This window comes from Bifidobacterium indicum (assembly GCF_036987015.1).
In the GTDB taxonomy this organism is placed as follows: domain Bacteria; phylum Actinomycetota; class Actinomycetes; order Actinomycetales; family Bifidobacteriaceae; genus Bombiscardovia; species Bombiscardovia indica.
In genome coordinates this window covers 88,541-112,093 of the sequence record NZ_BTXM01000001.1, presented here as the reverse complement: position 1 = coordinate 112,093, position 23,553 = coordinate 88,541, and the positions used below count along the sequence as shown (strand labels likewise).

At 62.8% G+C, this 23,553-nt stretch carries 18 protein-coding genes and 1 other RNA gene; 4 read left to right on the top strand and 15 right to left on the bottom strand.

All coding sequences use genetic code 11. The annotated features are described in order from the left end of the window. The first annotated feature begins 184 nt into the window (after positions 1 to 184). Both AACP59_RS00445 and ssrA read left to right on the top strand, forming a co-directional pair. Positions 185 to 1,126 (top strand): LysR family transcriptional regulator, encoded by a 942-nt coding sequence (locus AACP59_RS00445; protein ID WP_297317125.1) that lies wholly within the window; start codon positions 185 to 187, stop codon positions 1,124 to 1,126. Between the two features lie 171 nt (positions 1,127 to 1,297). After that, positions 1,298 to 1,695, top strand: a transfer-messenger RNA (tmRNA) gene (ssrA, locus tag AACP59_RS00440). Between the two features lie 290 nt (positions 1,696 to 1,985). On the opposite strand, the gene AACP59_RS00435 is transcribed toward ssrA, so the two are convergent. The 3 genes from AACP59_RS00435 to AACP59_RS00425 form a co-directional block, all read right to left on the bottom strand. Beyond that, positions 1,986 to 2,522 carry a type II toxin-antitoxin system VapC family toxin gene (locus AACP59_RS00435; RefSeq protein ID WP_339352917.1) on the bottom strand — a complete coding sequence of 179 codons (537 nt, stop codon included), beginning with the start codon at positions 2,520 to 2,522 and terminating at the stop codon, positions 1,986 to 1,988. Then, positions 2,519 to 3,310, bottom strand: a complete 792-nt coding sequence (locus AACP59_RS00430) for a hypothetical protein (protein WP_339349311.1) — start codon at positions 3,308 to 3,310, stop codon at positions 2,519 to 2,521. The genes AACP59_RS00435 and AACP59_RS00430 overlap by 4 nt, the downstream gene beginning before the upstream one ends. A gap of 203 nt (positions 3,311 to 3,513) precedes the next feature. After that, positions 3,514 to 3,780 (bottom strand): hypothetical protein, encoded by a 267-nt coding sequence (locus AACP59_RS00425; protein WP_297316542.1) that lies wholly within the window; start codon positions 3,778 to 3,780, stop codon positions 3,514 to 3,516. A gap of 105 nt (positions 3,781 to 3,885) precedes the next feature. On the opposite strand from AACP59_RS00425, the gene dtd reads away from it, so the two are divergent. Next, on the top strand, positions 3,886 to 4,380 hold the full coding sequence (gene dtd / locus AACP59_RS00420; RefSeq protein WP_297316543.1) for a D-aminoacyl-tRNA deacylase: 495 nt from the start codon (positions 3,886 to 3,888) through the stop codon (positions 4,378 to 4,380). A gap of 98 nt (positions 4,381 to 4,478) precedes the next feature. On the opposite strand, the gene AACP59_RS00415 is transcribed toward dtd, so the two are convergent. From AACP59_RS00415 to mraZ, 12 genes are all read right to left on the bottom strand, one after another. Beyond that, on the bottom strand, positions 4,479 to 5,648 hold the full coding sequence (locus AACP59_RS00415) for a cell division protein FtsQ/DivIB (RefSeq protein ID WP_339349309.1): 1,170 nt from the start codon (positions 5,646 to 5,648) through the stop codon (positions 4,479 to 4,481). Next, positions 5,645 to 7,345, bottom strand: a complete 1,701-nt coding sequence (locus AACP59_RS00410) for a UDP-N-acetylmuramate--L-alanine ligase (protein ID WP_370465922.1) — start codon at positions 7,343 to 7,345, stop codon at positions 5,645 to 5,647. The genes AACP59_RS00415 and AACP59_RS00410 overlap by 4 nt, the downstream gene beginning before the upstream one ends. Before the next feature lie 69 nt (positions 7,346 to 7,414). After that, the gene (locus tag AACP59_RS00405; protein WP_339350048.1) at positions 7,415 to 8,611 is read right to left on the bottom strand and encodes a UDP-N-acetylglucosamine--N-acetylmuramyl-(pentapeptide) pyrophosphoryl-undecaprenol N-acetylglucosamine transferase; all 1,197 of its coding nucleotides are present in this window, start codon (positions 8,609 to 8,611) and stop codon (positions 7,415 to 7,417) included. A 38-nt stretch (positions 8,612 to 8,649) separates the two neighbouring features. Then, entirely contained in the window at positions 8,650 to 9,867 is a 1,218-nt protein-coding gene (locus AACP59_RS00400) for a peptidoglycan glycosyltransferase FtsW (protein WP_297316546.1), read from the bottom strand. Continuing rightward, complete coding sequence (murD, locus tag AACP59_RS00395; protein ID WP_339349307.1) at positions 9,851 to 11,284, bottom strand: UDP-N-acetylmuramoyl-L-alanine--D-glutamate ligase; 1,434 nt, start codon at positions 11,282 to 11,284, stop codon at positions 9,851 to 9,853. Before murD ends, AACP59_RS00400 begins: the two co-directional genes overlap by 17 nt. Before the next feature lie 88 nt (positions 11,285 to 11,372). Next, entirely contained in the window at positions 11,373 to 12,476 is a 1,104-nt protein-coding gene (gene mraY, locus AACP59_RS00390; RefSeq protein WP_297316548.1) for a phospho-N-acetylmuramoyl-pentapeptide-transferase, read from the bottom strand. A 74-nt stretch (positions 12,477 to 12,550) separates the two neighbouring features. Then, positions 12,551 to 14,077, bottom strand: a complete 1,527-nt coding sequence (locus AACP59_RS00385; RefSeq protein WP_339349305.1) for a UDP-N-acetylmuramoyl-tripeptide--D-alanyl-D-alanine ligase — start codon at positions 14,075 to 14,077, stop codon at positions 12,551 to 12,553. Between the two features lie 9 nt (positions 14,078 to 14,086). Then, positions 14,087 to 14,965 carry a UDP-N-acetylmuramyl peptide synthase gene (locus tag AACP59_RS00380; protein WP_297316550.1) on the bottom strand — a complete coding sequence of 293 codons (879 nt, stop codon included), beginning with the start codon at positions 14,963 to 14,965 and terminating at the stop codon, positions 14,087 to 14,089. A 48-nt stretch (positions 14,966 to 15,013) separates the two neighbouring features. Beyond that, the gene (locus tag AACP59_RS00375; RefSeq protein WP_297316578.1) at positions 15,014 to 16,780 is read right to left on the bottom strand and encodes a peptidoglycan D,D-transpeptidase FtsI family protein; all 1,767 of its coding nucleotides are present in this window, start codon (positions 16,778 to 16,780) and stop codon (positions 15,014 to 15,016) included. A 14-nt stretch (positions 16,781 to 16,794) separates the two neighbouring features. Next, the gene (gene ftsL, locus AACP59_RS00370) at positions 16,795 to 17,262 is read right to left on the bottom strand and encodes a cell division protein FtsL (protein ID WP_297316551.1); all 468 of its coding nucleotides are present in this window, start codon (positions 17,260 to 17,262) and stop codon (positions 16,795 to 16,797) included. Then, positions 17,262 to 18,356 (bottom strand): 16S rRNA (cytosine(1402)-N(4))-methyltransferase RsmH, encoded by a 1,095-nt coding sequence (rsmH, locus tag AACP59_RS00365; protein ID WP_339350047.1) that lies wholly within the window; start codon positions 18,354 to 18,356, stop codon positions 17,262 to 17,264. Before rsmH ends, ftsL begins: the two co-directional genes overlap by 1 nt. A 38-nt stretch (positions 18,357 to 18,394) precedes the next feature. After that, positions 18,395 to 18,829, bottom strand: a complete 435-nt coding sequence (mraZ, locus tag AACP59_RS00360) for a division/cell wall cluster transcriptional repressor MraZ (RefSeq protein ID WP_297316580.1) — start codon at positions 18,827 to 18,829, stop codon at positions 18,395 to 18,397. A gap of 483 nt (positions 18,830 to 19,312) precedes the next feature. Between mraZ and AACP59_RS00355 the strand changes: the two genes are divergently transcribed. Then, entirely contained in the window at positions 19,313 to 21,589 is a 2,277-nt protein-coding gene (locus AACP59_RS00355; RefSeq protein ID WP_339349302.1) for a HelD family protein, read from the top strand. Positions 21,590 to 23,553: the final 1,964 nt, after the last annotated feature.

Here is a 23,553-nt window from a genome sequence, read left to right as displayed (position 1 = left end):
CAGTTGAGGAACATCAACGAGGGCATCGGCTCAACAATCATCGTTTCCAGCGCCTGCCCTCTTCACACCTGCGGGTGGAGACTGATAGCATGGTTGGATTGAAGAAAGCAACAAAGGCGTTCGTTTTACAGGTATTGCAATCCTCGGCAACGGCCACTGGAGACGGAAGGAGCAATGAGGGCCCATGGCCTACATCGACAATGTCCGTGATCTGGAATTGCTCATCCTGCTAGCCAAATACGGAAGTTTCACCGACGCTGCCCTGGAGGCCGGGGTATCGCAACCATCGGTTTCACAGGCCATCAAACGACTTGAAAAGAAGACCGGCATCCATCTGGTCCACCGTCAACGGTTCGGGGCGGAAGGCGGTGCACGGTTGAGCGCGGCCGGCCTGGCCGTTGCCGAACAGGCCGGCCGCGCTCTGACCGAGATCAACGCCCTTCCCCGAATCATCTCCGAGAGCCTGACAACGCGCGTTCGCAATATAGGCCTTCCGCCCATCATCTCCTCCCTCCTGTCCATCGGAGGTGGTGTCGCCTGGACGGACGATTCATCAGGGCTCTCCTTCCATGCCGTCGGATCCCAGAAGCTGCTGGGCGAAATCGAGGAGCACAAGGTCGACTACGGTGCCGTCGCAAGCATCGACGAATCCCTGAGCGTCTCCGGAGTGGAAATGACCAAACTGGCCTCTTACCCCTTCGGCATGGCCTGTACCGAAGGCATGGTGGAACGACTGGGAACACAGGGAATGACATCCCTGCGGCCCGAAGATCTGATCAAACTGCCTCAAGACATCCCCTTTGTCACGCTGAACCGCGACTTCGTCCATTCCAGGGCCTCGGAACGGCTGATGCGCCTGTCCGAACCGGTCAGCCACCTGATAGAGGTCTCCGACGTGGAGACCCTGAAGATGATCACCACATCTGGCTTGGTCTGCAGCCTGATCACCTCTGCCGGCATACGGAAATCCGACGGCCTGCGGTTCATCCCCTTCACCGGGGGGAACATGCCACGCTTCAACGTCTTCCTCTTCAACGACACCAGCAGGCCGGCCTACGAGGAGGATCGACAGGAGGTGAGGAACTTCTCCTCCTTCGCCTTGGAACGACTGACCAAGGCCAGCTGAGCACCCTGTCCAAGTGCCCGAACCTTGCCCTCTCATCCTCAGAGGATTCTTTGCGTGTCCAATCGTCCGAACTTACTGAACATATCCACTGCAGGAATAATCGGAATCCCGACCTGTTGTATACTTACAAGACCGGCGGGTTCATGCCGGTGAGCTTGATAACTCAAGATTGGGGCTGATCGGTTTCGACGGTGACCTGTTCGTCGCAGGGAAGCGTGCCGAGAACGCGGGGGTCCGCTCGTTAATGTCCTCCCGCAAACAACAAGTGCTAAATCTAACCGCACTGAGTTCGCTCTCGCTGCCTGAGCTTCGCGCCAGGATTAACCAGTGAGCAGCTGCTCCGTTCACTCTCCTTCGCCTTCGGGGAGATGCTGAGCGTCATTAAGAAGACTTGCCTGAACCACTGCGTCACAGGGCGGCTCGGGGACTTTAACTGTGAATATGCCCGCCACCAGTCGTCTGCGACACAGATGGGGGCAGACAGATAGCCACACGGCCAGCAGACTACGCACGTAGAAGACTGAGGGTGCGGTCACCGGACCGGGGTTCAATTCCCCGCAGCTCCACTCGAACACAGCCGTCCGGGTTCGCCCGGACGGCTTTTTGCTGCTCTCCTTGATTTCATCCTGGGAACCGCAGATTGTATTGGACGGTGCCTGGATGGTTGCCAGGACCCTCCCCGTCGCATAACAACGTGGAACTGCAGATCAGCAGAGCGAAACGACTGTGCCAATAGCCCGGAATACAAATTCAACAAATCCCTGTTCATACCAGTAGAGCAATACTTCCAATGCCATATCGCACTATTCTCAACACACTACGCACACATATTCATCGGTTGGCACTTATCGAATAGACCTCATTCATCGAACAGGGTGATTGGACATTCTGGAGGGTGGCGAACACTGATGCCGATACTCGCTGTGGCATTGGCTTTCTTGACGAATTCAATGAATTTATCATCCCACGAATATACTACGGTGGCATTCGCGTATTTTGCCGTAGCCAATATCGCAGAATCGATAGGACGGATACACTGTATTGACGTATTATCGTGGTACCACTCGGCAGCAGGCAAGGTAAGATCCGCAAAATCAAGCGTGGAATCCTCACACCACTGCATCACTTTGTGTTTCATTTCTTTGTATTGTCTTTTAGTCGGGTTACCGTCCGCATGAATAATATGGTCCGACGACAGTTCAATCAGGGCGATGGAAGGAAGCAGAAGTTCAAACTGCCCACTGATGGCATCATCCAACAATCGTTTTGATCGGTCCAAACACGTCGCGGGGAGATTGTCCATCTTCCCCAGAGCGACGTTCAAGATAACGTTGGTATCAACAATGGCACGCGCGGGGTAACGAAGTCCATCTTCCCTCTCCATATTTAGGGTCATTGGCTATCCCCTCTGGTGATTCGTTGCTCTCCGCAGCTTCTCAGCGAGTCGATGATACTGACAGAGTTCACACCTGACGGCAACTGTATCTTTATGGTATTGACCAAGTCATCAGCCGTGACCGGTGCGCGATGCTTCTTCTGAATCGTTTGAATTCCTTCAACATCCATTGAGAGACAATCATCAGCATCAAGCCGAATAAACCCCGTAACCTCTATCAGCCTTCCAGGATTGAGCGTGCTCACGACACCATCAAGATCACTCGGGAAAGTGACCTTTACCCTTCTACCGCTCGATTTATCCACCAGCCCGATCGACCTATGATTCCTCTGTAATATGAGCTTGTCGATTTTCCCCTGAATGCGACCGAAGGAACGACGTGCAGCCTTCTTGAGAAGACGCTCTAAGTTCTCAAGCAACTGTTGGTCGAGGGTGCTAATCTGACCATCGATATTCAGAATCAGGTCTGATTGAGTTTCATGAACAAGAGCGTTGGAGTTTTCTATGACCCGTTTAAAAGTAATCAACGCAACCTGATTAGGTTCAGCCGATGAGGCCATGCCGGCAAAGGACCTCATCACTTGTAAAGATCGATTGGCCAAGGAATCATAAACAAGAGGTTCAGCAGTCATATGGACGCTCGCTATACGTGCCTCGGTGACTATCCAATCGTCGGCCTTTGCTTGAGACAACAATTGAGAAAATGCCTCAGCCGCCAGATTAAAAGCTCTAGCCGTAACTTTTTCAGGAGGGCAATTGACTTCCAAACTAAAGTGCGGCACGTCCATTGTCCCTCCCTCCGATCCTACTGGATAAGCGTATCATTGACCACCCGTATGCCATAGGAATCAATCGTTTGGAAAATAACCGATCTGGCGCTGTACCGTACACAGCACAAAACGGAACTGATCTAATCGAATATTGACTTTGCAATACCGATCAGCGCCCGAGCACCAAGCAGGTCGTCATTCAGTGCGCCTTTGCTCGGCAATCAGGAGTATCTCCGCTCAAGCTGTGCATAACGGGATTCGCGGGCGCCCAGGCGGATGGATTCGATATCGGCTTTGACCTGACGGTACCGGGCGGCCAGATCGTCGCGTCGGGATGGCGACAGGGTGGGGTCATCCAGCTGGTAGAGGATCTGATCCTTGCGCTTCTCCAGTAATGTGCGGATACGAGTGTGGTATTGGTCGAGCAGCTCAGGCCCGGAATACCCGGGTGAGCGCAGAACTACATCTGCCGGGTCCTGATACTTCATTGGAGCGAATATACCGGTCCGTGGATTAATACAAGCTTTATCTCGCCATAGGCATAGGCGGCCACGGATCGGCGCGGTCCTGTGGTCGCCTCTAGACTGGCAGACATGAGAATCGTCATACAACGTGTTTCCAGGGCACATGTGGATGTGGTCGATGACCGGGGCCAGCCCGATGGGGAATTCGAACCACAGCAGATCCGGCAGGGGCTGCTGCTCCTGGTGGCGGTCAGTGACCAGGACGGCCCTGAGCAGGTGGCCTATGCGGCCCGGAAAATTGCCAAGATGAGGATTTTCGAGGACGACCAGGGCAAAATGAACCGTTCGGTGGTCGATTGCCGGGGGCGGATCATGTCGGTCTCCCAGTTCACCCTCTATGCCGACATCCGCCACGGCAACCGTCCCAGCTTCATCGGAGCCGGCAGGCCCGACCATGCCGAAGAGGTCTGGGAGGACCTCAATCAAGCCCTGTCGGAATACGGCATCGAGGTGATCACCGGCAGCTTCGGTGCCCACATGAGGTTGGACTTCGTCAACGACGGACCTGTGACCATCCTCCTGGACACGGACGAGCTGATGCAGGCACCCGCCCACCAGGGCTGACTTTACGCAAACGAAGGAGGGCGCAAACCACCGCAGCCGGTCAATGGCTCGATGGACACATTCCTGCTGAGGGCAATATGAAACGGCTGTACCACCGCTTACTTGACGATGGGTCTGAGCGGGGCGGAGACATCGAGCTGGTGTTTGTCACCGATCTTGCTGGGATCATTGATGATCTTGTCAACGACGGCCAGCTTGAGCTTCAGGTCGGAACCATCTCCCCAGATGATCACACGCTCCCCCCTGTTCAGCTCCGTGGTGATGGAATCCTGGGTGTCGGCGGTCACCTTGGTCACTGAGTGACGCATGTCCTCGGGCATGGAGGAGAGGATCAGCAGGGTCTGCTTGACGGTCCGGTCGCTCTTGCCGCGCTCCAGATTGGCCACCTGGATGATGGGGATGTTCTTGACCGGCCTGTCGACGGCGTTGAGCACCCGCCCCTTCCGGTCGACGGCGGTCAAAGTGCCCTGGGAATCCTTGAGGATGGCCGTGGGCTCCTGGGCCCTGAAAGTCACATCCAGGCCATGGGGGAAGTGCTTGTGCACCTGGGCATCGGTCACGCCGGCCATACCGCCGATGTCCTCTTCAATCGACTTGGTCGAAACCAGCATGAGGGAACGGTCGCCCTGCTCCCTGACGATGGACTCCACCTTCTTGTTGGCCACCCAGGCGTTGCCGCCGGAGACCTCGATATCCTCGGCTTGGAGCCGGAAGACCGGTGATATGAAGAGAAGCCAGACCAGGGCCGCGATGAGGGTCAGAACCAGGAAGGTGACACCGGCGCGGATAAGGATGACACGGCGGCTGGCCGACTTCTTCTCGTTGACCCTGGCCTCGAAGTCGATGACCTTGGGACGGACGAAGACCCCCATGCCCTCCTGGTCCCGGTCGACCCCGATGCGATTCGACACGGCCTGGTCGGAGGGCATGGCACGGGCATCAACGAAATCGTCGGCCCGGCTTTCCTGCTCCGAGCGAATCGCGCGCGGGGACGACTGGTCGGCAGTGGTCGCAGTCTTCCCCTTGGATCTCCGACGGGAGGGAATCAGTTCCTTGGATCGACGGTGCCTCCGGGACTTCCCGGACTCCGTGGGTTCCCCGGAGTGCCCGACCTGTTTGGAACGCGGACCGCCGCCCTGTCTGGAACCCTCTTGCGACACAGCCCCGTCCGCACCCGACACCGCATCCTTGGAGCGGGAGCGGATGGATCGCCCGGACCGTCCATGCCCGTCCGGGTTCCGGGAGCTGACGACTCTGCGGGATGTCACCGTGTCTCCTCTTTCCTACCCTGGCCTGAGAACCTGACGGAGAGTTCATCAAGGATGACCTGCCCCATGGTGGTGATGTCGCCTGCACCGACCGTGATGATGACATCACCGGACCGGGCACGGTCGGCCAGGTCCAGAGCCGCCTGGTGCATGTCCCGGCAGGCATGGAAGGAGGCCTGATGCACATCTCCGGCGGCTGTGGTCTGGCGGGCCTGCAGAATGGTGTCGGGACCAACCTCGGGGTAGTCCTCCTGGCGTTCCCGGGCGGGGAAGATACCAGTCACGGTCACATCATCGGCCCGGTTCAGGGCCGAGGCGAACTGGTCGGCGAAGATTCTGGTCCTGGAGAAGAGATGAGGTTGGAAGAGCACACGGATGGTCCGGTCCGGGTAACGTCTGCGGGCGGCATCCAACAGGGCGGCGATTTCAGTGGGATGATGGGCGTAATCGTCCACCAGGGTCACCCCACCGACCTCTCCCCTGACCTCGAACCGCCTGGAGGCCCCGCGGAAACCACCCGCCGCACGGGCCGCAGCCCGAGGGTCCAGGCCCAGGAGGGTGCAGGCGATGATGGCCGCTGTGGCATTTCGGGCGTTGTGGATGCCGGGTATGGCCAGATCGACTGGCACCTCGACGCTCCGGTCCGCACTATCCCCGGAATTCCCTGAATCTCTGCCGGTATCGTCCCCGGCCCGGTCAAGGAGGTCGGCCGGAATCTGCAGAGTGCAGTGCTCACGACCCGATCCACTGGCCTCGGACTCGGATACGATCCTGACCAGGCTGGCCCCCTTCAGGGCCTCTCCCAGCTCCGAGCGCGTTTCGGTCGAGTAGACCACCACACTGGCCTTGCAGGTCCCGTTCAGGTCCCGCAGGACCTCCAGGGCACCCTGGTCATCTCCGCAGATGACCAGATACCCCTGGGCATGGCGGACATGGTCGACGAAGGCCTGGCGGAAGGCGGCCGGGGTTCCGTAATGGTCCAGGTGGTCGGGTTCCACATTGGTCACGATGGCGATGGTGGGGCGGTACTTGCCGAAGCTCCCGTCCGACTCGTCCGCCTCGGCCACCAGCACGTCACCCTGGCCGACATGGCCCCCGTCGATGGCCCCCCGTGCGGTCTGGATGGAACCCCCGATGGCATAGCCGGGGTCGGCGAGCCTGCCGGTTCCGGCATTGGCCAGAATGTGGGCGGTCAAGGCGCTGGTGGTGGTCTTGCCGTGGGCTCCGGCCACGGTGACCGAACGCCTGGAGGCCATGAGGAGGGCCAGGATGTCGCTCCGGTGCAGGAGTCGGGCACCCTGGGCTCGGGCCGCCAGGATCTCGGGGTTGTCGGGCTTGATGGCGCTGGACCAGACCACGGTCCGGGCACCCGCCACGTTCCCGGCGTTCTGCCCCAGACGGACCGTGATACCCAGCCGCTCCAGGCGGTCGGTCTTCTCGCTGGCCTGCCTGTCGGAACCGGAGACCTGCACGCCGACCTGGTGGAGCATCTCGGCCAGGACACTCATTCCGGCACCCCCGATACCGATGAAGTGGGTGGCTCCCAGGTCCTGGGGGTCGGTGATCCCTGTTCCGGCCAGGGCATCCCGGGTCGGGTCCAGGGGCAGGGCAGACGGGTCCGCTTCCCCGGTGGTTGGGTTCCTACGATCAGTGCTGGGCAAGATACATCTCCTCGGACGATTCCATACTGACTCCATTATGACGGCAGACCTGTACGCGCAGGGTGGCTTTATCCGCCCACCGACCCTGCCTGCCCCACCGGGCCTTCAGCCCTTTTCGGCCACGGAAAGAATCCTGGAGGTCATGACCTGGGCCGCATCGCGGATGCCGTAATCCCAGGCATGGTGCCGCATGGTGCCCAGCCTGTCCACATCGGCCAGGAGGGCGGGCACCTGCTCTTCGATCCAGGCGGGGGTAAGGTCGGCATCGGCCACCATCAGCCCTCCCCCGGCCTCGACGACCGGCTGGGCGTTGAACCGCTGCTCCCCGTTGCCGATGGGCAGGGGAACATAGACGGCCGGCAGGCCCAGGGCCGTCAACTCGCTGACCGAACCTGCCCCGGACCGGCAGATGACCAGGTCGGCACAGGCAAAGGCCAGATCGATACGTTCCAGGTATTCGGCCATGTGGTAATCACCGGAACCACGGTGGGCCGGATCCAGGTCGGTGACCACCCCATCGCCCAGATCGCGGACAACCTGCTCCTGCACCTGGTCGCTCTTGCCGCGCCCGGTCAGGTGCACCACCTGCCCAAGTTCCAGAAGCCTGCCCGCACAGGCGGATACGGCCCTGTTGAGGCTGGCCGCGCCAAGAGAGCCGCCGGTCACCAGGACCACCTTCCGGTCGGGGTCCAACCCCAGCTGTGCCGCGGCCTGGACCCGGGCAGCCCGGGAGTCACGCTCCATTTTCACGACCAGGTCGGCGATGGCAGGCCGCAGGGGCAGCCCGACCCGTTCGACCGGGATACCCGGACGAGCCTTGATGCCGGTGTGATCATAGGCCGTGCCCACATAGTCCGCCCACCGGGCGCCCAGCTTGTTGGCCATGCCGGCCCTGGCATTCTGCTCATGAATCAGGATGGGCAGGCCCATCACCTTGGCGGCCCTATAGACCGGTGCCGAAGCGTAGCCGCCGAAGCCTACGACCAGATCAGCCGATTGTCGGCGGAGAATCTCCTTGACCCTGCCGACCTCCCTGCCCCACCGCATAGGGAACTTCAGGGCATCCGTATTGGGACGACGGGGGAAGGGTACCTTCTCGATCGTATCCAGGGGGAATCCCGCAGCCGGAACCAGGTCGTGCTCCAGACCTACGGCGGTGCCGATGACGCTGATTCGGGCCTGGGGGCACTGCCCGCGCAGGGCGGCCGCCACACTGAGCAGGGGGTTGACATGCCCTGCCGTGCCGCCACCCGCCAAGACCACATGGGGCCCGTCTCCGGACCCGTCTCCCTGCTTCGCCATTCCTGTCCGACCCCTGTCACTCATGCTGAAAATCCTACTCAGGCCCCCGTAACGAGGGCCTTGACGTCGGGTTGGGTCCGAATCATCCGCAGGGCCACCCCGGCCGCCATCAGGCACATGATCAGGGCCGTGCCACCCGCGGAGACGAAGGGCAGGGGCAGACCGATGACCGGCAGGAGCCCGAGGACCACGCAGATGTTAATCAGGGCCTGGCCCACCAGCCAGACGTCCAGGCAGACCAGGACCATGCCGGCGTACCGGTTCTTGGTGGTCAGGGCGATCCGCAGCATGCACCAGCCCATGATGATGAAAGCCAGGATGACCAGGGCAGCCCCGAAGAAGCCGAGCTCCTCGCCGATAACGGCGAAGATGAAGTCGTTGTGGGCCTCGGGCAGGTAGTTCCACTTCTCCCGGGAATTGCCCAGACCCACCCCGCTCAGACCACCGGATGCCATGGCGTAGAGACCGTGAATGGATTGATAACAGACGCCCTGGATGTCATCGGCCGAGCACTTCCCATAGGCCGCCATGATGCGCTGGGTCCGGTTTCCGTTGCCCATGACCGAGAAACCGATGATACCGACCAGGCCGACCACGGCCAGGCTCAGGAGCCACCTCAGGGGGAAACCGGAGACCAGAAAGGCCACGAAGCCGATGATGACGATGATCATGGCCGTGCCCAGGTCCCTGCCCAGCATGATCAGGCCGAAGCTGAGCACGAACCCACAGATCGGCGTCAGATACGGTGTCCACGGGTGGGTGGGGGTCTTCCCCTCCCGGATCTCTCGCTGGGCCTCAATCAGGGCCTGGGGAAGCCATATGCACAGGGCCAGCTTCAGCATCTCGGCCGGTTGCATGGAGATGCCCCCGATCGAAATCCACCCCTGGTTGCCGTTGGCCGAGCGCCCCAGTGGGGTACGGGTCAGAAGCTGGAAGAACTGGCTGAAGACCAGGAAAGCCAAGGACCAACGCTGGTAATCCTCCACCTTGATCCGTTGGGCGGCGAAGGCGATGACCAGGCCGATCACACAGTAGACGGTCTGCCGGACCACCTGGCTCCAGGGGGAGCTGCCCTGGGCCACCAGGTCGACCGAGGACGAGGAGAAGACCATCATCAGTCCGAAGACCGTGGTGGCTATGACCGAGGCCAGGAACCCGTAGTAGCACCAGAGCGGGTTCATGATGGCCCGCCATCCCCGGTAGGGGTTCTGGGGCATGCCTGTGCCGCCACCGGTCGAGTCAGTGGTTTTCGCCATGAGCCTTCACCCACCTGTCGGCCTGATCTGCGAACTGCTGGCCACGATCGGCGTATGACTTGAACTGGTCCATGGAGGCACAGGCCGGCGCCAGGAGCACCACCTGCCCGGGGCGGGCGTAGGAACCGGCGGCCTGGACGGCCTTGGCCATGACATCCTGCTCGGGCTCAGGGTTTATCAGTGTCAGGGGAAGGTCCGGGGCCTCGGCCTCGAAGGCCTGGAGCATGGTGGTCTGGTCCCTGCCGATGATGACCACGGCAGACATCCGCCGGGCCTGTGTCCTCACCAGGTCCTCGAACCGGGCTCCCTTGGCCAGGCCACCGGCGATCCAGACCACGGAACCATCCTGGTAGCTGGACAGGGAAGCCATGGCCGCGTGGGCGTTGGTGGCCTTGGAATCGTCCACGAACCGGATGGCGTCCGGTCCGGAACCCAGACTGGCGACGGTCTGGATCCGATGGTCTCCGGGTGTGAAGACTCGCATGGCTTCCAGGGCCGCACCCCTATCGGCACCGGCTCCCAGGCAGAGGGCCAGGGCACACAGGGCATCGGCCAGGAGGTGGGGGTAGACGGTCCCGTCGGGTTCGCTCAGATGAGCGAGGTCCGACAGCCTGACCAGTCGCTCGGCCCTGTCTGGCTCACCACCGGCCAGGCCGCTCTTGTCGACGATCCAACCCCGGTCCACGCCGATCTGCCCTGCTGTGGGGCTGCCAAGGGTGAACCCCACCTTCAAGCATCCGGGGGCCGGGTGGGCCCGGTCGGTCAGAACGCGGACCCGGTCATCATCGGCGTTGTAGACCAGGGCCTTGCGCACCCCTTCATAGACCTTGGCCTTGTCGGCGGCGTAGCGCTCGAACCCGCCGTGCCAGTCCAGGTGGTCGGCCGCCAGGTTGGTGATGGCCGCGCATTCCAGGGCCAGGGAATCGGTGAAGTGGAGCTGGAAGGAGCTCAGCTCGACGCAGAGGCAGTCGTTCGAGGGGTCCAGAACGGCCTGGGATACGGCCTTGCCGATGTTGCCGACCGCCGGTGCCCGCAGGCCCGAGGCCTCCATCATGGCCGAGGCCATCTGGGTGGTCGAGGTCTTCCCGTTGGTGCCGGTGATGCCGATCCAGGGGGCGGGGGCACCGGTCCGGACGCTGTCCACCCGCAGGTTCCAGGCCACCTCGACCTCGCTGACCACCGGGATGCCCCGCCGCTGCGCCTCCAGGATGAAGGGGGTGCGGGGGTTGAAGACCGGCGAGGTCATGACCAGATCGACCTGGTCCCAGTCGATGGCATCAAAGTCATGGAGATCGGCCTGGGCCACCTTCTGGTCCAGGGTGGTCACAGCGGCCGCACGTCCCTGCAGGGCCTCGGCCACGCTTCTGCCCGAGATGCCCAACCCTACGACCAGCACCCGCTTGTCACTCATGTCCATGAAGGGAAACACCCCGTTTCATCGGGCCGGCGGTTCCTGGTACTGATACCGGTCGCCGGCGGACCGCTACCCTGCACATTTCTGCCGCTCAGACGGGGAGCCCGGACCGGACCACCCAGTCCACATAGAAGAGGACCAGGGCCAGGAGGACGAAGATCAGGTCGATCATCCAGAACCTGACCACCACCTTGGATTCCTGCCACCCCATCAACTCGAAGTGGTGGTGGATGGGCGCCATCTTGAAGACCCGTTTGTGGGTCAGTTTGAAGTAGCCCACCTGAATCACGTCCGAGGCGGTCTCGACCACGAAGAGCCCGCCCAGGATGACCGCGAGGAGCTCGGTGTGTGTGGCGATGGACAGGGCCGCGAAGAGCCCGCCCAGGGCCAGGGAGCCGGTGTCGCCCATGAAGATGGAGGCCGGGTTGGTGTTGTACCAGAGGAAGCCGAAACAGGCCACGGCCGCGCAGCAGGCGATGATGGTCAGGTCCAGGGGGTCGGAGACGGCGTAGGAGTGGCCGGGATGGCCCGCTCCCTTGAGGTGGTAGCTCTCCCAGAAGGCGATGATGGTGTAGCCGGTGAAGGCGATCATGGAGCTTCCCGATGCCAGGCCGTCCAGACCGTCGGTCAGGTTGACGGCATTGCTCCAGGCCGTCATGAGGAGGTTGACCCAGATGATGAAGAGGATGATGGCCACGGCATGGCCGGCGAACTCGAAGTTGATGATGGGACGCTCCACGAAGGAGATACCGGCCTGGGCGCTGGGGAAGCCGTTCTTGGTGGGGAGCTGGAGGGCCAGTATGGCGTATATGGTGGCCAGGATGAATTGACCGGTGAACTTGGCCCTGACCGACAGACCCAGGTTCTGCTTCTTACGGACCTTGGCAAAGTCGTCGATGAAGCCCAGGCCGCCCATGGAGAGCATGGCGAAGAGGACCAGCATGGCCGAGAGGGATGGGGACTCCCCCCGTGACAGGTAACGGTAGAGCGCGGAAACGGCCCACCCCAGGAGGATGGCCAGGTTGATGACCAGGCCGCCCATGGTCGGGGTGCCCCTCTTGACCTGGTGGGACTTTGGACCGTCCTGGCGGATGTACTGCCCATAGTGAAGACGGTGCACCAGCCTGATCAGCAGTGGGGTCCCGGCCAGTGTGACCACCAGGGAGACCAGAATTCCTATGATGAGGGCTATCACTGTGTGTGCTCCAACTCTTGGATCATGTCCGTGAACGTTTGCGCCTGAAAACCGGCTTTCAGCTTACCCATACCTCAACCCTGCCACCTCTCCGCCAGGGCCGAGAGGCCGGACATGTGCGACCCCTTGAGGAGAACCAGGGATCCGGGGTGCCTGGCGGCCAGGGATTCGACCACTTTGCCGGCCTGATCGGCATCCTGGGCGTACCTGACCAGCATGGGGGCGGTTCCCCCCTCGGTCTCACCGGCGGTCTCCCCACCAGCCCCCCTGACCATGGCCCGGACCAGGGCATCCGCCGACTCGTCGGGGCAACCCACGGCGACCAGGGCATCCAGGCCAAGCTGACGGCAGTAGGCACCGACCTGCTCGTGGAGCTGTGCAGACCGGTCCCCCAGCTCCAGCATGACCCCCAGGACGGCAATCCGGTATGGCTCAGCACGGCCCTTGGCACCCTGCCAGGTGGAGAGGGCATCCAGACCGGCACGCATGGAATCAGGATTGGCGTTGAAGGAGTCGTCGATCAGGGTGAACCCCGCCCGCGCGGTCCGCACCGTCCCCACGGCCATGCGGTGGGGGCTGATCCTGTCATCCCGGCCCAGTCCTTCGGCGATGGAACGGGGATCCATGCCCATATGGTGGGCCACCGTGGCCGCCGCCAGGGCGTTCATGACGTTGTGGGTGCCTGATATGCCCAGGTGAACCCGGACCGGCTCGGCATCGGCGAGGGACAGGGTGAAGGAGGGCCTGTCAGAACGGTCCCGTTCCACGTCGGATGCACGGGCATCCAGGACAGCCGTCTTCCCATTCATGCCGAATCTGAGTACTCCGCCCCTGGCCAGGGGAGCCATGGCCGCCACCCGGGGATCGTCGGCGTTGAGGACGGCCAGGCCTCCTGGCACCAGACCACGGACGATTTCGCTCTTGGCCTGGGCTATGCGTTCCACGGACCCGAACTCGCCCAGGTGAGCCACACCCACCTTGAGGACCAGGGCCAGGTCGGGGGGAACGATCTGCGTCAGGTGCGCAATCTCCCCGACATGGTTGGCTCCCATCTCGGCCACCAGGAACCGGGTGCCCTCCCCCACCTGCAGGGCCGTCAGGGGCAGGCCGATCTCGTTGTTGAAGGACCCGACCGGGGCCACGACCTCCCCCAGCTTGGCCAGGAGGGAGGCCAGGAGGTCCTTGGTTGTGGTCTTGCCCACAGAACCGGTGATGCCGATAACGGTGAAGTCGGCGCCCGCCGCCCGGCGCAGTTCGATATTGTGCTTGGCCAGGAGACCCAGGGCCTCGACCGTATCCTTCACCAGGATCTGAGGCAGGTCTGCCCCGGAGACCAGATGGTCGACCAGGGCGGCGCGCACCCCCCTGGCACCCATGCCGGGCAGGAAGTCATGCCCGTCAACGCGTTCGCCACGGATGGCGATGAAGAGGGAACCCTCCTCCGCCAGCCTGGAATCGGAGACCACCTTGAGGGACTCACAGGGGTCGTCAACCCCATCGGCCGACCGGGAAGCCGCGACGGGGACCAGACGGCCAGACAGGCACCGGGCCACCTCCTGCAGGGTCATGGGCATGGTCCCTGCCTGAACACACTGAGTCATCCTCACCTCTCAGGACATTTCACGGGAGACGCGCAGGGCGCTCCTGATGTTGTTGCGCTTGACCCCGGCGGCCATGACCATCGATATGCACAGGGAGAGGTCCTCGATGGGCGCCTCCGGGGGCAGGGACTGCCTGGCCATGGAATCCGAGTCGTCGCTGCGTCGGGCCACGGTGGTCCGACCGCCAAGATTGAATCCGAACCGCCTGGCCTGGGAGATCATCCTCGTGTGGCGCAGGTCCCGCCCGGAGGCCGTCTTCGGCCCCAGACCCACCACGTCCATGTCGACCGACTGGAGGGCGTCGTTCTGGAGGGTCTCCTCCCCCACCGAGATGACGACCGCGGCGGCACCGTCCTCAAGATATATGGACAGGCAGCGCTGGATGTCGAACATGCTCAGGGGGTAGTCCATGCTGAGTTCGCGGTCCAGGGAATAGGAGCCGTGTGCGCTGATGACCCCGACCGGGTTGCCCAGGACATGCAGGAAGTCCGCCAGGGTGTCCACGCTGCTGTAAACGTCCGACCCGACCAGGCCGAAGACGGCCAGGGAACTGGACGGGTCGCCGGCTGCGTTGGAGAGGAGCTGCCCCATCTGGGAGGGCAGCATGGTGCCGAAGAGGAGGGGGATCTGTGCGTTGCGGATCCTGTGCCGGGCGGTGGGTGGCAGGAGAACGGCATAGGCCCCGTGGCGCTCCGCCTCATCCACCATGTCCTGGTCGGCCTCTTCCGTCGGTACATAGAGACTGCCGGGACGAACCGAAACCAGGTCGTTGGCAAGGGACGTGACCGTCACCGGTTCAGCAAAGGAGGGTATCAGGGTCAGCCCATACCTCCCCTTGAGCTGCCCCAGGGTCATTCTTCGGGAGATTGACTCGCTCAGCGCGCTCATACTCCAATCTCTCCTTCGCTCGGGATGGCCGACGACATCTCGCCGGTATCACCATTCTACCGGGATAGCATCGGTTCTGGGCGTGGAGGCCGGCACCCTGTATTTCTGCATAAGGAATTCACCGATTTGGGCAAAGACGGGGCCGGCCGTGATGCTGCCGAAGACCCCGTCGCTGCTGGTGGGGTTCTTCAGAACCACGGTGACCACATAGTGGGGATCGTCGGCCGGGATGACGCCCACCCAGTCGCTGATGATGCCGGTCAGCCCGCCGGAACCGTCGGCGACCTCCGCCGTGCCGGTCTTGGAGGCCACCCGGTATCCGTCCACCTTGGCCGTGCTCTGGTATTCCTCGGCCACCGATTCCATCCCGTTCATGACCGAGGCGGCCACCTTCTCGTCCACGACCCTGACCTGGTTGGCGTTGGTCTTCCCCTCGTTGAGGATGATGGACTGGTCGGAGCGGACGCCCTTGTTGGCCAGGGTGGCGATGGCGTTGGTCAGCTGGATGGCGTTGGTGGCGTATCCCTGGCCGAAGAGGACGGTGTTGCGGGTACGGCGGTCCCAGGTCTGCGGGGTGGTGAGCAGACCCTTGGACTCCCCCGGCAGACCCAGGGCCGAGGGTTGTCCGATGCCGAACCTGGTCAGGTAGTCGTAGCGCTTCTGGTCGGGGTACTTGTCGCCTGCCATGACCATGCCCACGTTGGAGGAGTTCTGCAGGATGCCGGCCAGGGTCCAGTGCTTGGTCGGATGGTCGAAGGCGTCCTTGTACTGCTGGTTGTCCACGGTGATGTGGTCGGGGACGGTGAACTTGTCCGCCATGGTGTGCAGCTGCTCCTGGAGCATGCCCGATATGGAGATGGTCTTGCCGATGGATCCCGGCTCGAAGGTCTCGGCCACGGCACGGGAGGGATGGATCTTGGCATCGTCACTGCCGGCCTGGTAGTCATCGGTGTCGGCCAGGGCCACAATTCGGTTGGTGCGGGTGTCCTGGACCACTGCCAGGGCCCAGTCGGCGTGGAAACGATCACGGCCGTTCTTCAGGGCCTGACGCACGTACCACTGGACGTCCTGGTCTATGGTCAGGGTCACGTCCTTGCCGTCGACCGGCGGGTTGGACTTGGTCATGGTGCCGGGAATCTGCTGGCCCAGCATCCCCTGCTGGTAGACCTCGTACCCGTCCTTGCCGGTCAGCTGTCTGTTCTCGGTCTGCTCCAGGCCGGCGACCCCCTTGCCCTCGTTGTCGATGCCGCCGATCAGGGGACCCATCAGGTCGGCATGGGGGTAGGTGCGTTCACTGCTGAGCTCGGCTGTGATGATGCCGGCCAGACCAAGTTTGTCGATCGACCGCTTGACCTCTGGCGTGACCTGCTTGGCCAGGACCACATAGCGGCCTGGCACGCTGAGCTTGCCGCCCAGTTCCATGGCGTTCATCTTCAGGTCGGGCGCCAGAAGTCGGGCCACACCGGCGGCCCCATCGGCACCCACCGGCCTGCCCTTGATGCTGTGGCAGTTGTCGCGGGTCTTCTCGGTGCAATCGATGGGGACGAAGTCGGCAGCGGCCTTGGGATCGCCCACAATCGTGTACCGTTCCAGACTCTGGGCCAGCACCCGCCCGTTCACATCCAGGATTCGCCCGCGTTGGGCCTTGAGGGTATGGGGTACGGTGCGACCCTCGGACGCGGCCTGTGCCATGGAACGGCCGTCGAAGAGTTGGATGTAGGCGAGTTTGCCCAAGGCCGCCAGAGCTGTCAGGACCAGGACCAGGCCCACCACGAGTGACCTGCGGCAGAAGGGGCGCCTCCAGGCTGTGGACATTCCTGATTTGCGGCTCAATGCTGGCCGCCGGTCTTGTCGGAGGACGGGGCCTGGTAGCCCTGGAGGTCTATGGAGTTCAGCCCCTGCTGTGGTTGCATGCCCAGCTCCTGGGCCTTGTCGGGAAGGGACGCCTGGAGCTGATCCAGCTTGTTCTGGTCATCCTGGACGTCCTGGGTCAGGTTGCTGATCGAATTCTGCACCCGGGTGGCCTCGAAGGAGTTCTGGACCATCTGGGTACGCAGCATCAGGGAACCGAACATCGAGGTCGCCAGGAAGATGACGGCCACCAGGATATGCATCATGGGGGTGCCACGGGTATGGGTCCAGGAGATGACCCTCCTGGCCCCCTCCACCATGGCCCGGCCGCCGGTTTGAGTTCCCTTGACCAGGTTGAGTTCAGGACGGGTTGAAATAGGCTGGGATTGCGGGTGACCCTTTCCGGGTGTCGCTCTGGAGCGCACGGTACGAGCTGCCGATGCCATCACAGTCCCCTTCCGTAAGCGTGTACGGACCCAGCCGAGGCCGAACGGCCCCTGTCCCTTCCATTGCGGCCCCTGGTGTCAGAGCAGATCTGACCTTCCAGTTCCCGGCGACGCTCCTGGGGGATGGAATCCGTCAGTTCCACCGCCCTGAGCCGCACCGAGGCGGAACGCGGGTTCAGTTCGAGCTCCCGCCGGTCGGCCTTGATGGCGCCATGGGTCAGGTCCCGGAAGAAGGGCCTGGCTTCTTCGGGAACCACGGGCAGCCCCGCGGGCAGATCCACATGCAGCCCGGCCCCCATGAACCGCTTGACGATTCGGTCCTCCAGGGAGTGGTAGGCCTCCACAACCAGGCGCCCCCCCAGGGACAACCGCAAAGCCGCCTGCGGGAGGGTGCACTGGAGCTTGTCCAGTTCCCCATTCACCTCGATGCGCAAGGCCTGGAAGACCCGCTTGGCCGGATTGCCGGGAGCCCTGTGGGCCTTGGGCACAACCCGGTCGACCAGCCTTTCCAACCGGGACGATGAGGTCAGGGGTTCCTTGGCGCGTTCCTCGACGATGGCCCGGGCTATGCGGCCGGAGTAGCGCTCCTCCCCATAGGTGCTGAAAATCCTGGCAAGGTCCTCCTGGCTGGACTCGGCAAGAATCTGGCTGGCCGTGAGATCCTGATCGGTATCCATGCGCATATCCAGGGGGGCGTCCCTGCGGTAGGTGAAGCCACGGTCCTCCTGGTCGATCTGCAAGGAGGAGAGGCCCAGATCCATGAAGACCAGGTCGACCACGTCGACCCCCTCCTGGTCGAGGACCTGGTCCAGCTGGTCGAAGGCCGCATGGACAGGTCTGAACCTGTCGGCCAGACCTGCGTCACGCATCCTGCCCGTGGCCAGGTCCAAGGCCTCCTGGTCCCGGTCGATGCCTATCAACCTGGCCTGGGGGCACGCCCGGAGGAAGGCCGTGGCATGGCCTGCCAGGCCCAGGGTACAGTCCACCGCGGTGGCACCGGGATGGTCGAGGGCCGGAACGGCCAGGTCCAGGCAGTCCTGCAGGAGAACAGGCTGATGCACCTCTCCCCTGTCGACGGCCTCCTGGTCGGGCATGCCGGTCATCATGCGCCGGTCCGCTTCCCGAGCGCCCATCAGAAGTCCACCGCCGGCAGAACGTCGTCCGCAATGTCGGAGTAGCCCTGCTCCTTGCTGTCCAGGTATGTCTGCCAGGCGTCCTGATCCCAGATCTCGGCCCTGGTACCCACGCCGATCACGACCACCTTGGAGGTCAGACGGGCATAGTCCCGGAGCATGGGGGGTATCAGAATGCGGCCCTGCCTGTCCGGAATCTGGTCAACGGCACCGGAAAGGAAGACGCGCAGATAGTCCCTGGCCCCCTTGTTGCCCATGGAGGTGTGCTGGATGCGAACCGCCATCCTGCGGAACTCATCCACCGGAAGGAGGCTGACGCAGCGTTCCTGACCCCTGGTCATGACCAGCCCCCGGCCCAGTTCTGTCCGGAACTTGGCGGGCAGGGCCATCCGGCCCTTGGCATCCATTTTGGGGGTGTAGGTACCCAGGAGCATAGGCGGCAGAAGGGATGAGACCTCGCCTTCGTCCAAGGTCCGGGCCTTTTCATCATCCACGGCGGAGGGGGTTCCGGCATGTGGCTCATCTGCCATGGTCCCCACCTCCTTCACCCTCAAGTCGCCCACGACCATCACTGATATCGGATGGTCGGTATCCACAGTGTTCCCCACTTTACCCCACAAATCACCATAAATCACCACCGATTGTCCAATTTGATGACGAATCAACGAGTTGATCCCCCAAAATGCGCATATCCGGCGTTTCCTGGGAGGGGTGAGGACTTCGCCATGATTGTCGCCGACGATTTCCCGACGGCTTATCGCACCTGGCCGAACCGGCCGAAATCGCGCCTGCTCGCATGCAAGGAGTCAGGGAGGGGAGGAAGCGGGAAAAGGTAGAGGTCACGCGCTATATTTGATAACCCGGTTTTGTTCAATCGCCTTGGCCGAGCGTGAATTCACCACAGAAATGGGACGCACATGTCGAGCTATTCCTCGCAGCTAAATGAAGAACAGGGTGCAGTGGACAGTACCTATGCCAGGCTGGACGACCTTCGTAGACAGGCACGGACCAGGCTGGACGTGGTCAGGGCGGCCGGTTCCCACGGTTCCCCCACCCAACGCACCGAACGCGACTCCTTCGCCACCATGTACGAGGACAGGCTGGCCCAACTCAGGGCTGTGGAGGATCGTCTGGTCTTCGGCCGGCTGGACACCAGGGCCGGCGAGCGCCGGTACATCGGCCGAATCGGTCTGCTCAACGCGGACCATGAACCCATCCTGACCGATTGGCGGGCCGATGCGGCACGTCCCTTCTATGAGGCCACCCCCTCCAACCATGGCGACGTCGTCATGCGCCGCCACATCACCCTGAGCTTCCGAAGGGTCACCGGCATCGAGGACGAGATCCTCGACCTGCAATCCCCGCGGGTCGGCCAGGCCGCCGACAGCGGCACCCTGGCCGGGGAAGGGGCCCTCATGGCCTCACTGTCCAGCCGCCGTACCGGTCGCATGACCGATATCGTGGCCACCATCCAGGCGGAACAGGACAGGATCATCCGTGCCGACATGGCCCAGGCCCTGGTGGTCCAGGGCGGCCCCGGCACCGGCAAGACGGCCGTCGCCCTGCACCGGGCGGCCTACCTGCTCTATACACACCGCCGGATGCTCGAACGTTCCGGGGTCCTGGTCCTGGGCCCCAGCTCCGCTTTCCTCCACTACATCGACCAGGTCCTCCCCTCCCTGGGAGAGACCGGGGTCCTGAGCAGGACCATGGCAGACCTGATACCGGGCATCAGGGCCGAGCGGCAGGACGACCCGCACACCGCCCGCCTCAAGGGGGACCGTCGAATGGCCCAGGTGGTGGCCAATGCCGTGACCGCCCGCGAGCGTGTCCCATCCACCCTGCCTACGGTCATGGTGGATGGGGTGCCGGTCCCCATGCTGGCCGTGGACCTCCAGGAGGCCCTGGCCGACGCCCATAGGAGCCGGCAAACCCACAACCAGGCCAGGGCGGTCTTCGTCCGCGCCGCCCTCCATGCCATGACCACCCGGTATGCCGAGCGGGTGGAGTACGAGCCCAAGGAGGAGGAACTGGCCAGGGTCACTTCCCTGCTCAGACTCAACGACAAGGTGCGCAGGACCCTCAACCTGGCCTGGCTGCCCATGAAACCCACCTGGCTGGTCGACAATCTCTGGTCCCGTCCCGACCGTCTACGCCGCTACGCCCCCTGGCTGGGCCAGGATGAGATCGAACTCCTGACCCGCCCCAGCGGCGCGGACCTGACCGTGTCGGACATCCCCATCCTGGATGAGGCCATGGAGCTGCTGGGCCCCGACCCCCGGGAGGAGGAGCGCCGCAGGGCCAAGGAGGCACAGCAGGAGGAGGAGCGGCGTTTCGCCCAGGACACCCTGGCCCAGAACGGCATCGGCTCGGGCATCGTCACCTCCCGGATGCTGCTCGACTCCATCAACGGACATGACGAGACCATGGCGGCCCAGCAGGCGGCCAACGACCGGGAATGGGTCTTCGGCCACATCGTCGTCGACGAGGCCCAGGAGCTGACGGCCATGGATTGGCGGATGCTGATCCGACGATGCCCCTCCCGCTCCTTCACCATTGTCGGCGACGTGGCCCAGACCTCGGCCCTGGGCGGCACCAGGTCCTGGGCGGAGACCATGGACCCCCTCTTCGGCCCCGACGGATGGGACCTGCGCCAACTGACCATCGACTACCGCAATCCCAGCCAGGTGTCGCAGATGGCCTCCGCCTTCGCACAGTCTGAAGGGCTGCAGGTCTCCACCCTCAAGGCCGTCAGACAGGTCGAGGGAGCCGTTGAATGTCTGGTCGCCCCCGACGATGACCGACTGCCGGAAGTCGTTCAGAGCCAGGTCCGGACCCTGGCAGAACAGTACGTGGGGCAGGACGGGACCGGACGATTGGCCGTCATCGCACCGGACGGACTGATCGGCACTGTCCGCGAATCCGTCGGCCAGGCCCTGATCGGTTTCCCCCGGGCGGAAGCCATACGTGACCAGCCCGTCTGGGACCGGCAGGTCCTGGTCACGCAGACCGGGGATACCAAGGGGTTGGAGTTCGATGCGGTGGTCCTGGTCAACCCTGGCCGGATCGAGGACGAGGCCCCCTCCCGCCTGACCGCGGCATCGGACCTCTATGTGGCCATGACCAGACCCACCCAGAAGCTGGTCGTCATCCAGACCAGGGAGGATGCGGCCGCATTGCCTTTCCCGCGATAAGTATGTAAGGCGGATGCCCGGCATGGCGCCCCCCCATTGCGGGAAACCGTCCTCTCCGCTTCCCCGCAGCCGTCTGCTTGGGTCTCATCCATCTCGTCATCGCCCCTCGCGCTTGATTTGGATAGAGACACCGGTGGTGGTGCCGTTGTATGACGTCACCCCCGTCAAAGGTGCTGTCCATATAGGAGACCATCTTCAGCTTCTTGCTGGACCGTCCACCCGACTGGGAGGGGACGACGGGCACCCCCCAGCCTCGGATACCCAGGCACGGCGGTGTTGTTCTTTGACGAATCCGCGAGTTCGATGTCGCATCCATTCCCGGCTTGTCGGTCCATATCTTCCGGCTCCGTCCCGGACCTCGAACCGCAGCTGGGTGGACATGTCGGGGAAGTACAGGTTGTCCACGGGGTTGATATTGTCCACAAGGGTGGGGAAGGTGCTTCTTGATCTTGTTATTGGGATCCGGATTCATGATCCTGATATTCAGCGCTCCGATATCCGGACCGATGGAGGTGACGGTCATGGACCACTCTTGGGGACCGGTGGCGTAGGAGTCCCGCAGGATGACGGTAACCGGCTCCTTATCTCGCTCCCCGTTGAGACCCGGTTGACTCATCCTCCTGGCGGTCATCAGGGACACCTTGAATCCGGTATCGGCATGTGCCTGCCCTGCTCCCCCTATTCCCGTACAAGCCGACATCAGCCAACGTCGGCACAAGAATCACGGACAGAAGCGCCGGAATCGTCCTGACCGACTTTGCAGGACCCCACCTGCTTGATTCCAAACGGGTCCCTCTCCGGGTTGATGGCACAAGGATCGGTCCCTCCCTCTCCTGGTACCCATGAAAAGGAGCTTCTGGGAGTGGCCATGTCACGACGCACTGTCTCCTCCCCGATACCCAACGGAATCGGTCCATGTGAACGTTCCGGAACCGTTCCAAGCGGCCCTTCTTCATATACCCAGGGAGGAATCAGACACGGGCGGCACCTCGCCACCGACACGCCTCCTCTGCTTATATACCCACAAAGAGGAGACCGGTCTCGAAGAGATGTTCAGGACCATCACACCCCCCACGGAGAGGAGGTTGAAGAACTCATCCACCTTGTTGACAAGCGGCCCTCAACCCCCATAGTGAAGAGTCCTGCTGCAGTAGGGGCCTTTACTGCGACCGAGCTATCCGCGTGGAAGAGGCCTGCCCTATCCCGGCCCGTATCACCCATTTGGCATCAAGGACGTCTTCTTCCACAGACGGTTGCCGTTGACATCAATGGCATCAAACTGCCTGGGCTCATCCCTGTACACACTGTTGTCGGTTACATCGGCGGCCTCCGGCACGACCATACGGGTGGCCGGGGCTCCCAGGCCCGGAGTCTATGGCTCTTGGTCAGCAGCGCTCCGTATCCATGGCCTCCGGCCCCCTTCGGATACCCGCCGTTCTCCTTGGACACCTTGGATACGAGGGGAGCCGGAACCGGATTGAAACAGCATGCGTCCTTGCCGGAGGACCGGGAACAGGGAGCCTGCTTCTGCTTCTTGTCGGTGTCATCGTCACTGGAGGAACACCCCCAGGAGCCCTTCATCGCTGATTCCGGCAGATACGGCGAAGGCACGGCCGGCAGTACATGGTGTCATCCGAATCAACGGCATAGAAATTCTCATATCCACTCCACAGGACCTTGACGAGGACGCCCGGGGGCAAAGCTCACAGGGGTTGGTGCCGGGGATACGCACGTCTCCGTCCCACTGGCCTTGTCATCAAGGTCATGGTCGATCACAGGCCATTCGTCCGGATTGTGTTCGCTCCCGGATCCGCTGGTCTTGGCATTGTGCTTGCCCGCTCCTCTGTCACCGAAGACGTTGTGCCCACCGGTTCATACGGTTCCGTTCCCTTTCTGACAACTCGTTGGATGCCACGTCCTTCACCTTGAAGGTATTGTCGCCCCGGGTAGGCGCCTATCGGGGT

Bases quoted from the DNA above. Each gene is read 5' to 3' on its own strand.
- AACP59_RS00445 (WP_297317125.1), top strand. From the start codon at position 185: ATGGCCTACATCGACAATGTCCGTGATCTGGAATTGCTCATCCTGCTA.
- AACP59_RS00435 (WP_339352917.1), bottom strand. From the start codon at position 2,522: ATGACCCTAAATATGGAGAGGGAAGATGGACTTCGTTACCCCGCGCGT.
- AACP59_RS00430 (WP_339349311.1), bottom strand. From the start codon at position 3,310: ATGGACGTGCCGCACTTTAGTTTGGAAGTCAATTGCCCTCCTGAAAAA.
- AACP59_RS00425 (WP_297316542.1), bottom strand. From the start codon at position 3,780: ATGAAGTATCAGGACCCGGCAGATGTAGTTCTGCGCTCACCCGGGTAT.
- dtd (WP_297316543.1), top strand. From the start codon at position 3,886: ATGAGAATCGTCATACAACGTGTTTCCAGGGCACATGTGGATGTGGTC.
- AACP59_RS00410 (WP_370465922.1), bottom strand. From the start codon at position 7,345: ATGGAGTCAGTATGGAATCGTCCGAGGAGATGTATCTTGCCCAGCACT.
- AACP59_RS00405 (WP_339350048.1), bottom strand. From the start codon at position 8,611: ATGGCGAAGCAGGGAGACGGGTCCGGAGACGGGCCCCATGTGGTCTTG.
- AACP59_RS00400 (WP_297316546.1), bottom strand. From the start codon at position 9,867: ATGGCGAAAACCACTGACTCGACCGGTGGCGGCACAGGCATGCCCCAG.
- murD (WP_339349307.1), bottom strand. From the start codon at position 11,284: ATGGACATGAGTGACAAGCGGGTGCTGGTCGTAGGGTTGGGCATCTCG.
- AACP59_RS00385 (WP_339349305.1), bottom strand. From the start codon at position 14,077: ATGACTCAGTGTGTTCAGGCAGGGACCATGCCCATGACCCTGCAGGAG.
- AACP59_RS00380 (WP_297316550.1), bottom strand. From the start codon at position 14,965: ATGAGCGCGCTGAGCGAGTCAATCTCCCGAAGAATGACCCTGGGGCAG.
- AACP59_RS00375 (WP_297316578.1), bottom strand. From the start codon at position 16,780: ATGTCCACAGCCTGGAGGCGCCCCTTCTGCCGCAGGTCACTCGTGGTG.
- ftsL (WP_297316551.1), bottom strand. From the start codon at position 17,262: ATGGCATCGGCAGCTCGTACCGTGCGCTCCAGAGCGACACCCGGAAAG.
- rsmH (WP_339350047.1), bottom strand. From the start codon at position 18,356: ATGCCCGACCAGGAGGCCGTCGACAGGGGAGAGGTGCATCAGCCTGTT.
- mraZ (WP_297316580.1), bottom strand. From the start codon at position 18,829: ATGCTCCTGGGTACCTACACCCCCAAAATGGATGCCAAGGGCCGGATG.
- AACP59_RS00355 (WP_339349302.1), top strand. From the start codon at position 19,313: ATGTCGAGCTATTCCTCGCAGCTAAATGAAGAACAGGGTGCAGTGGAC.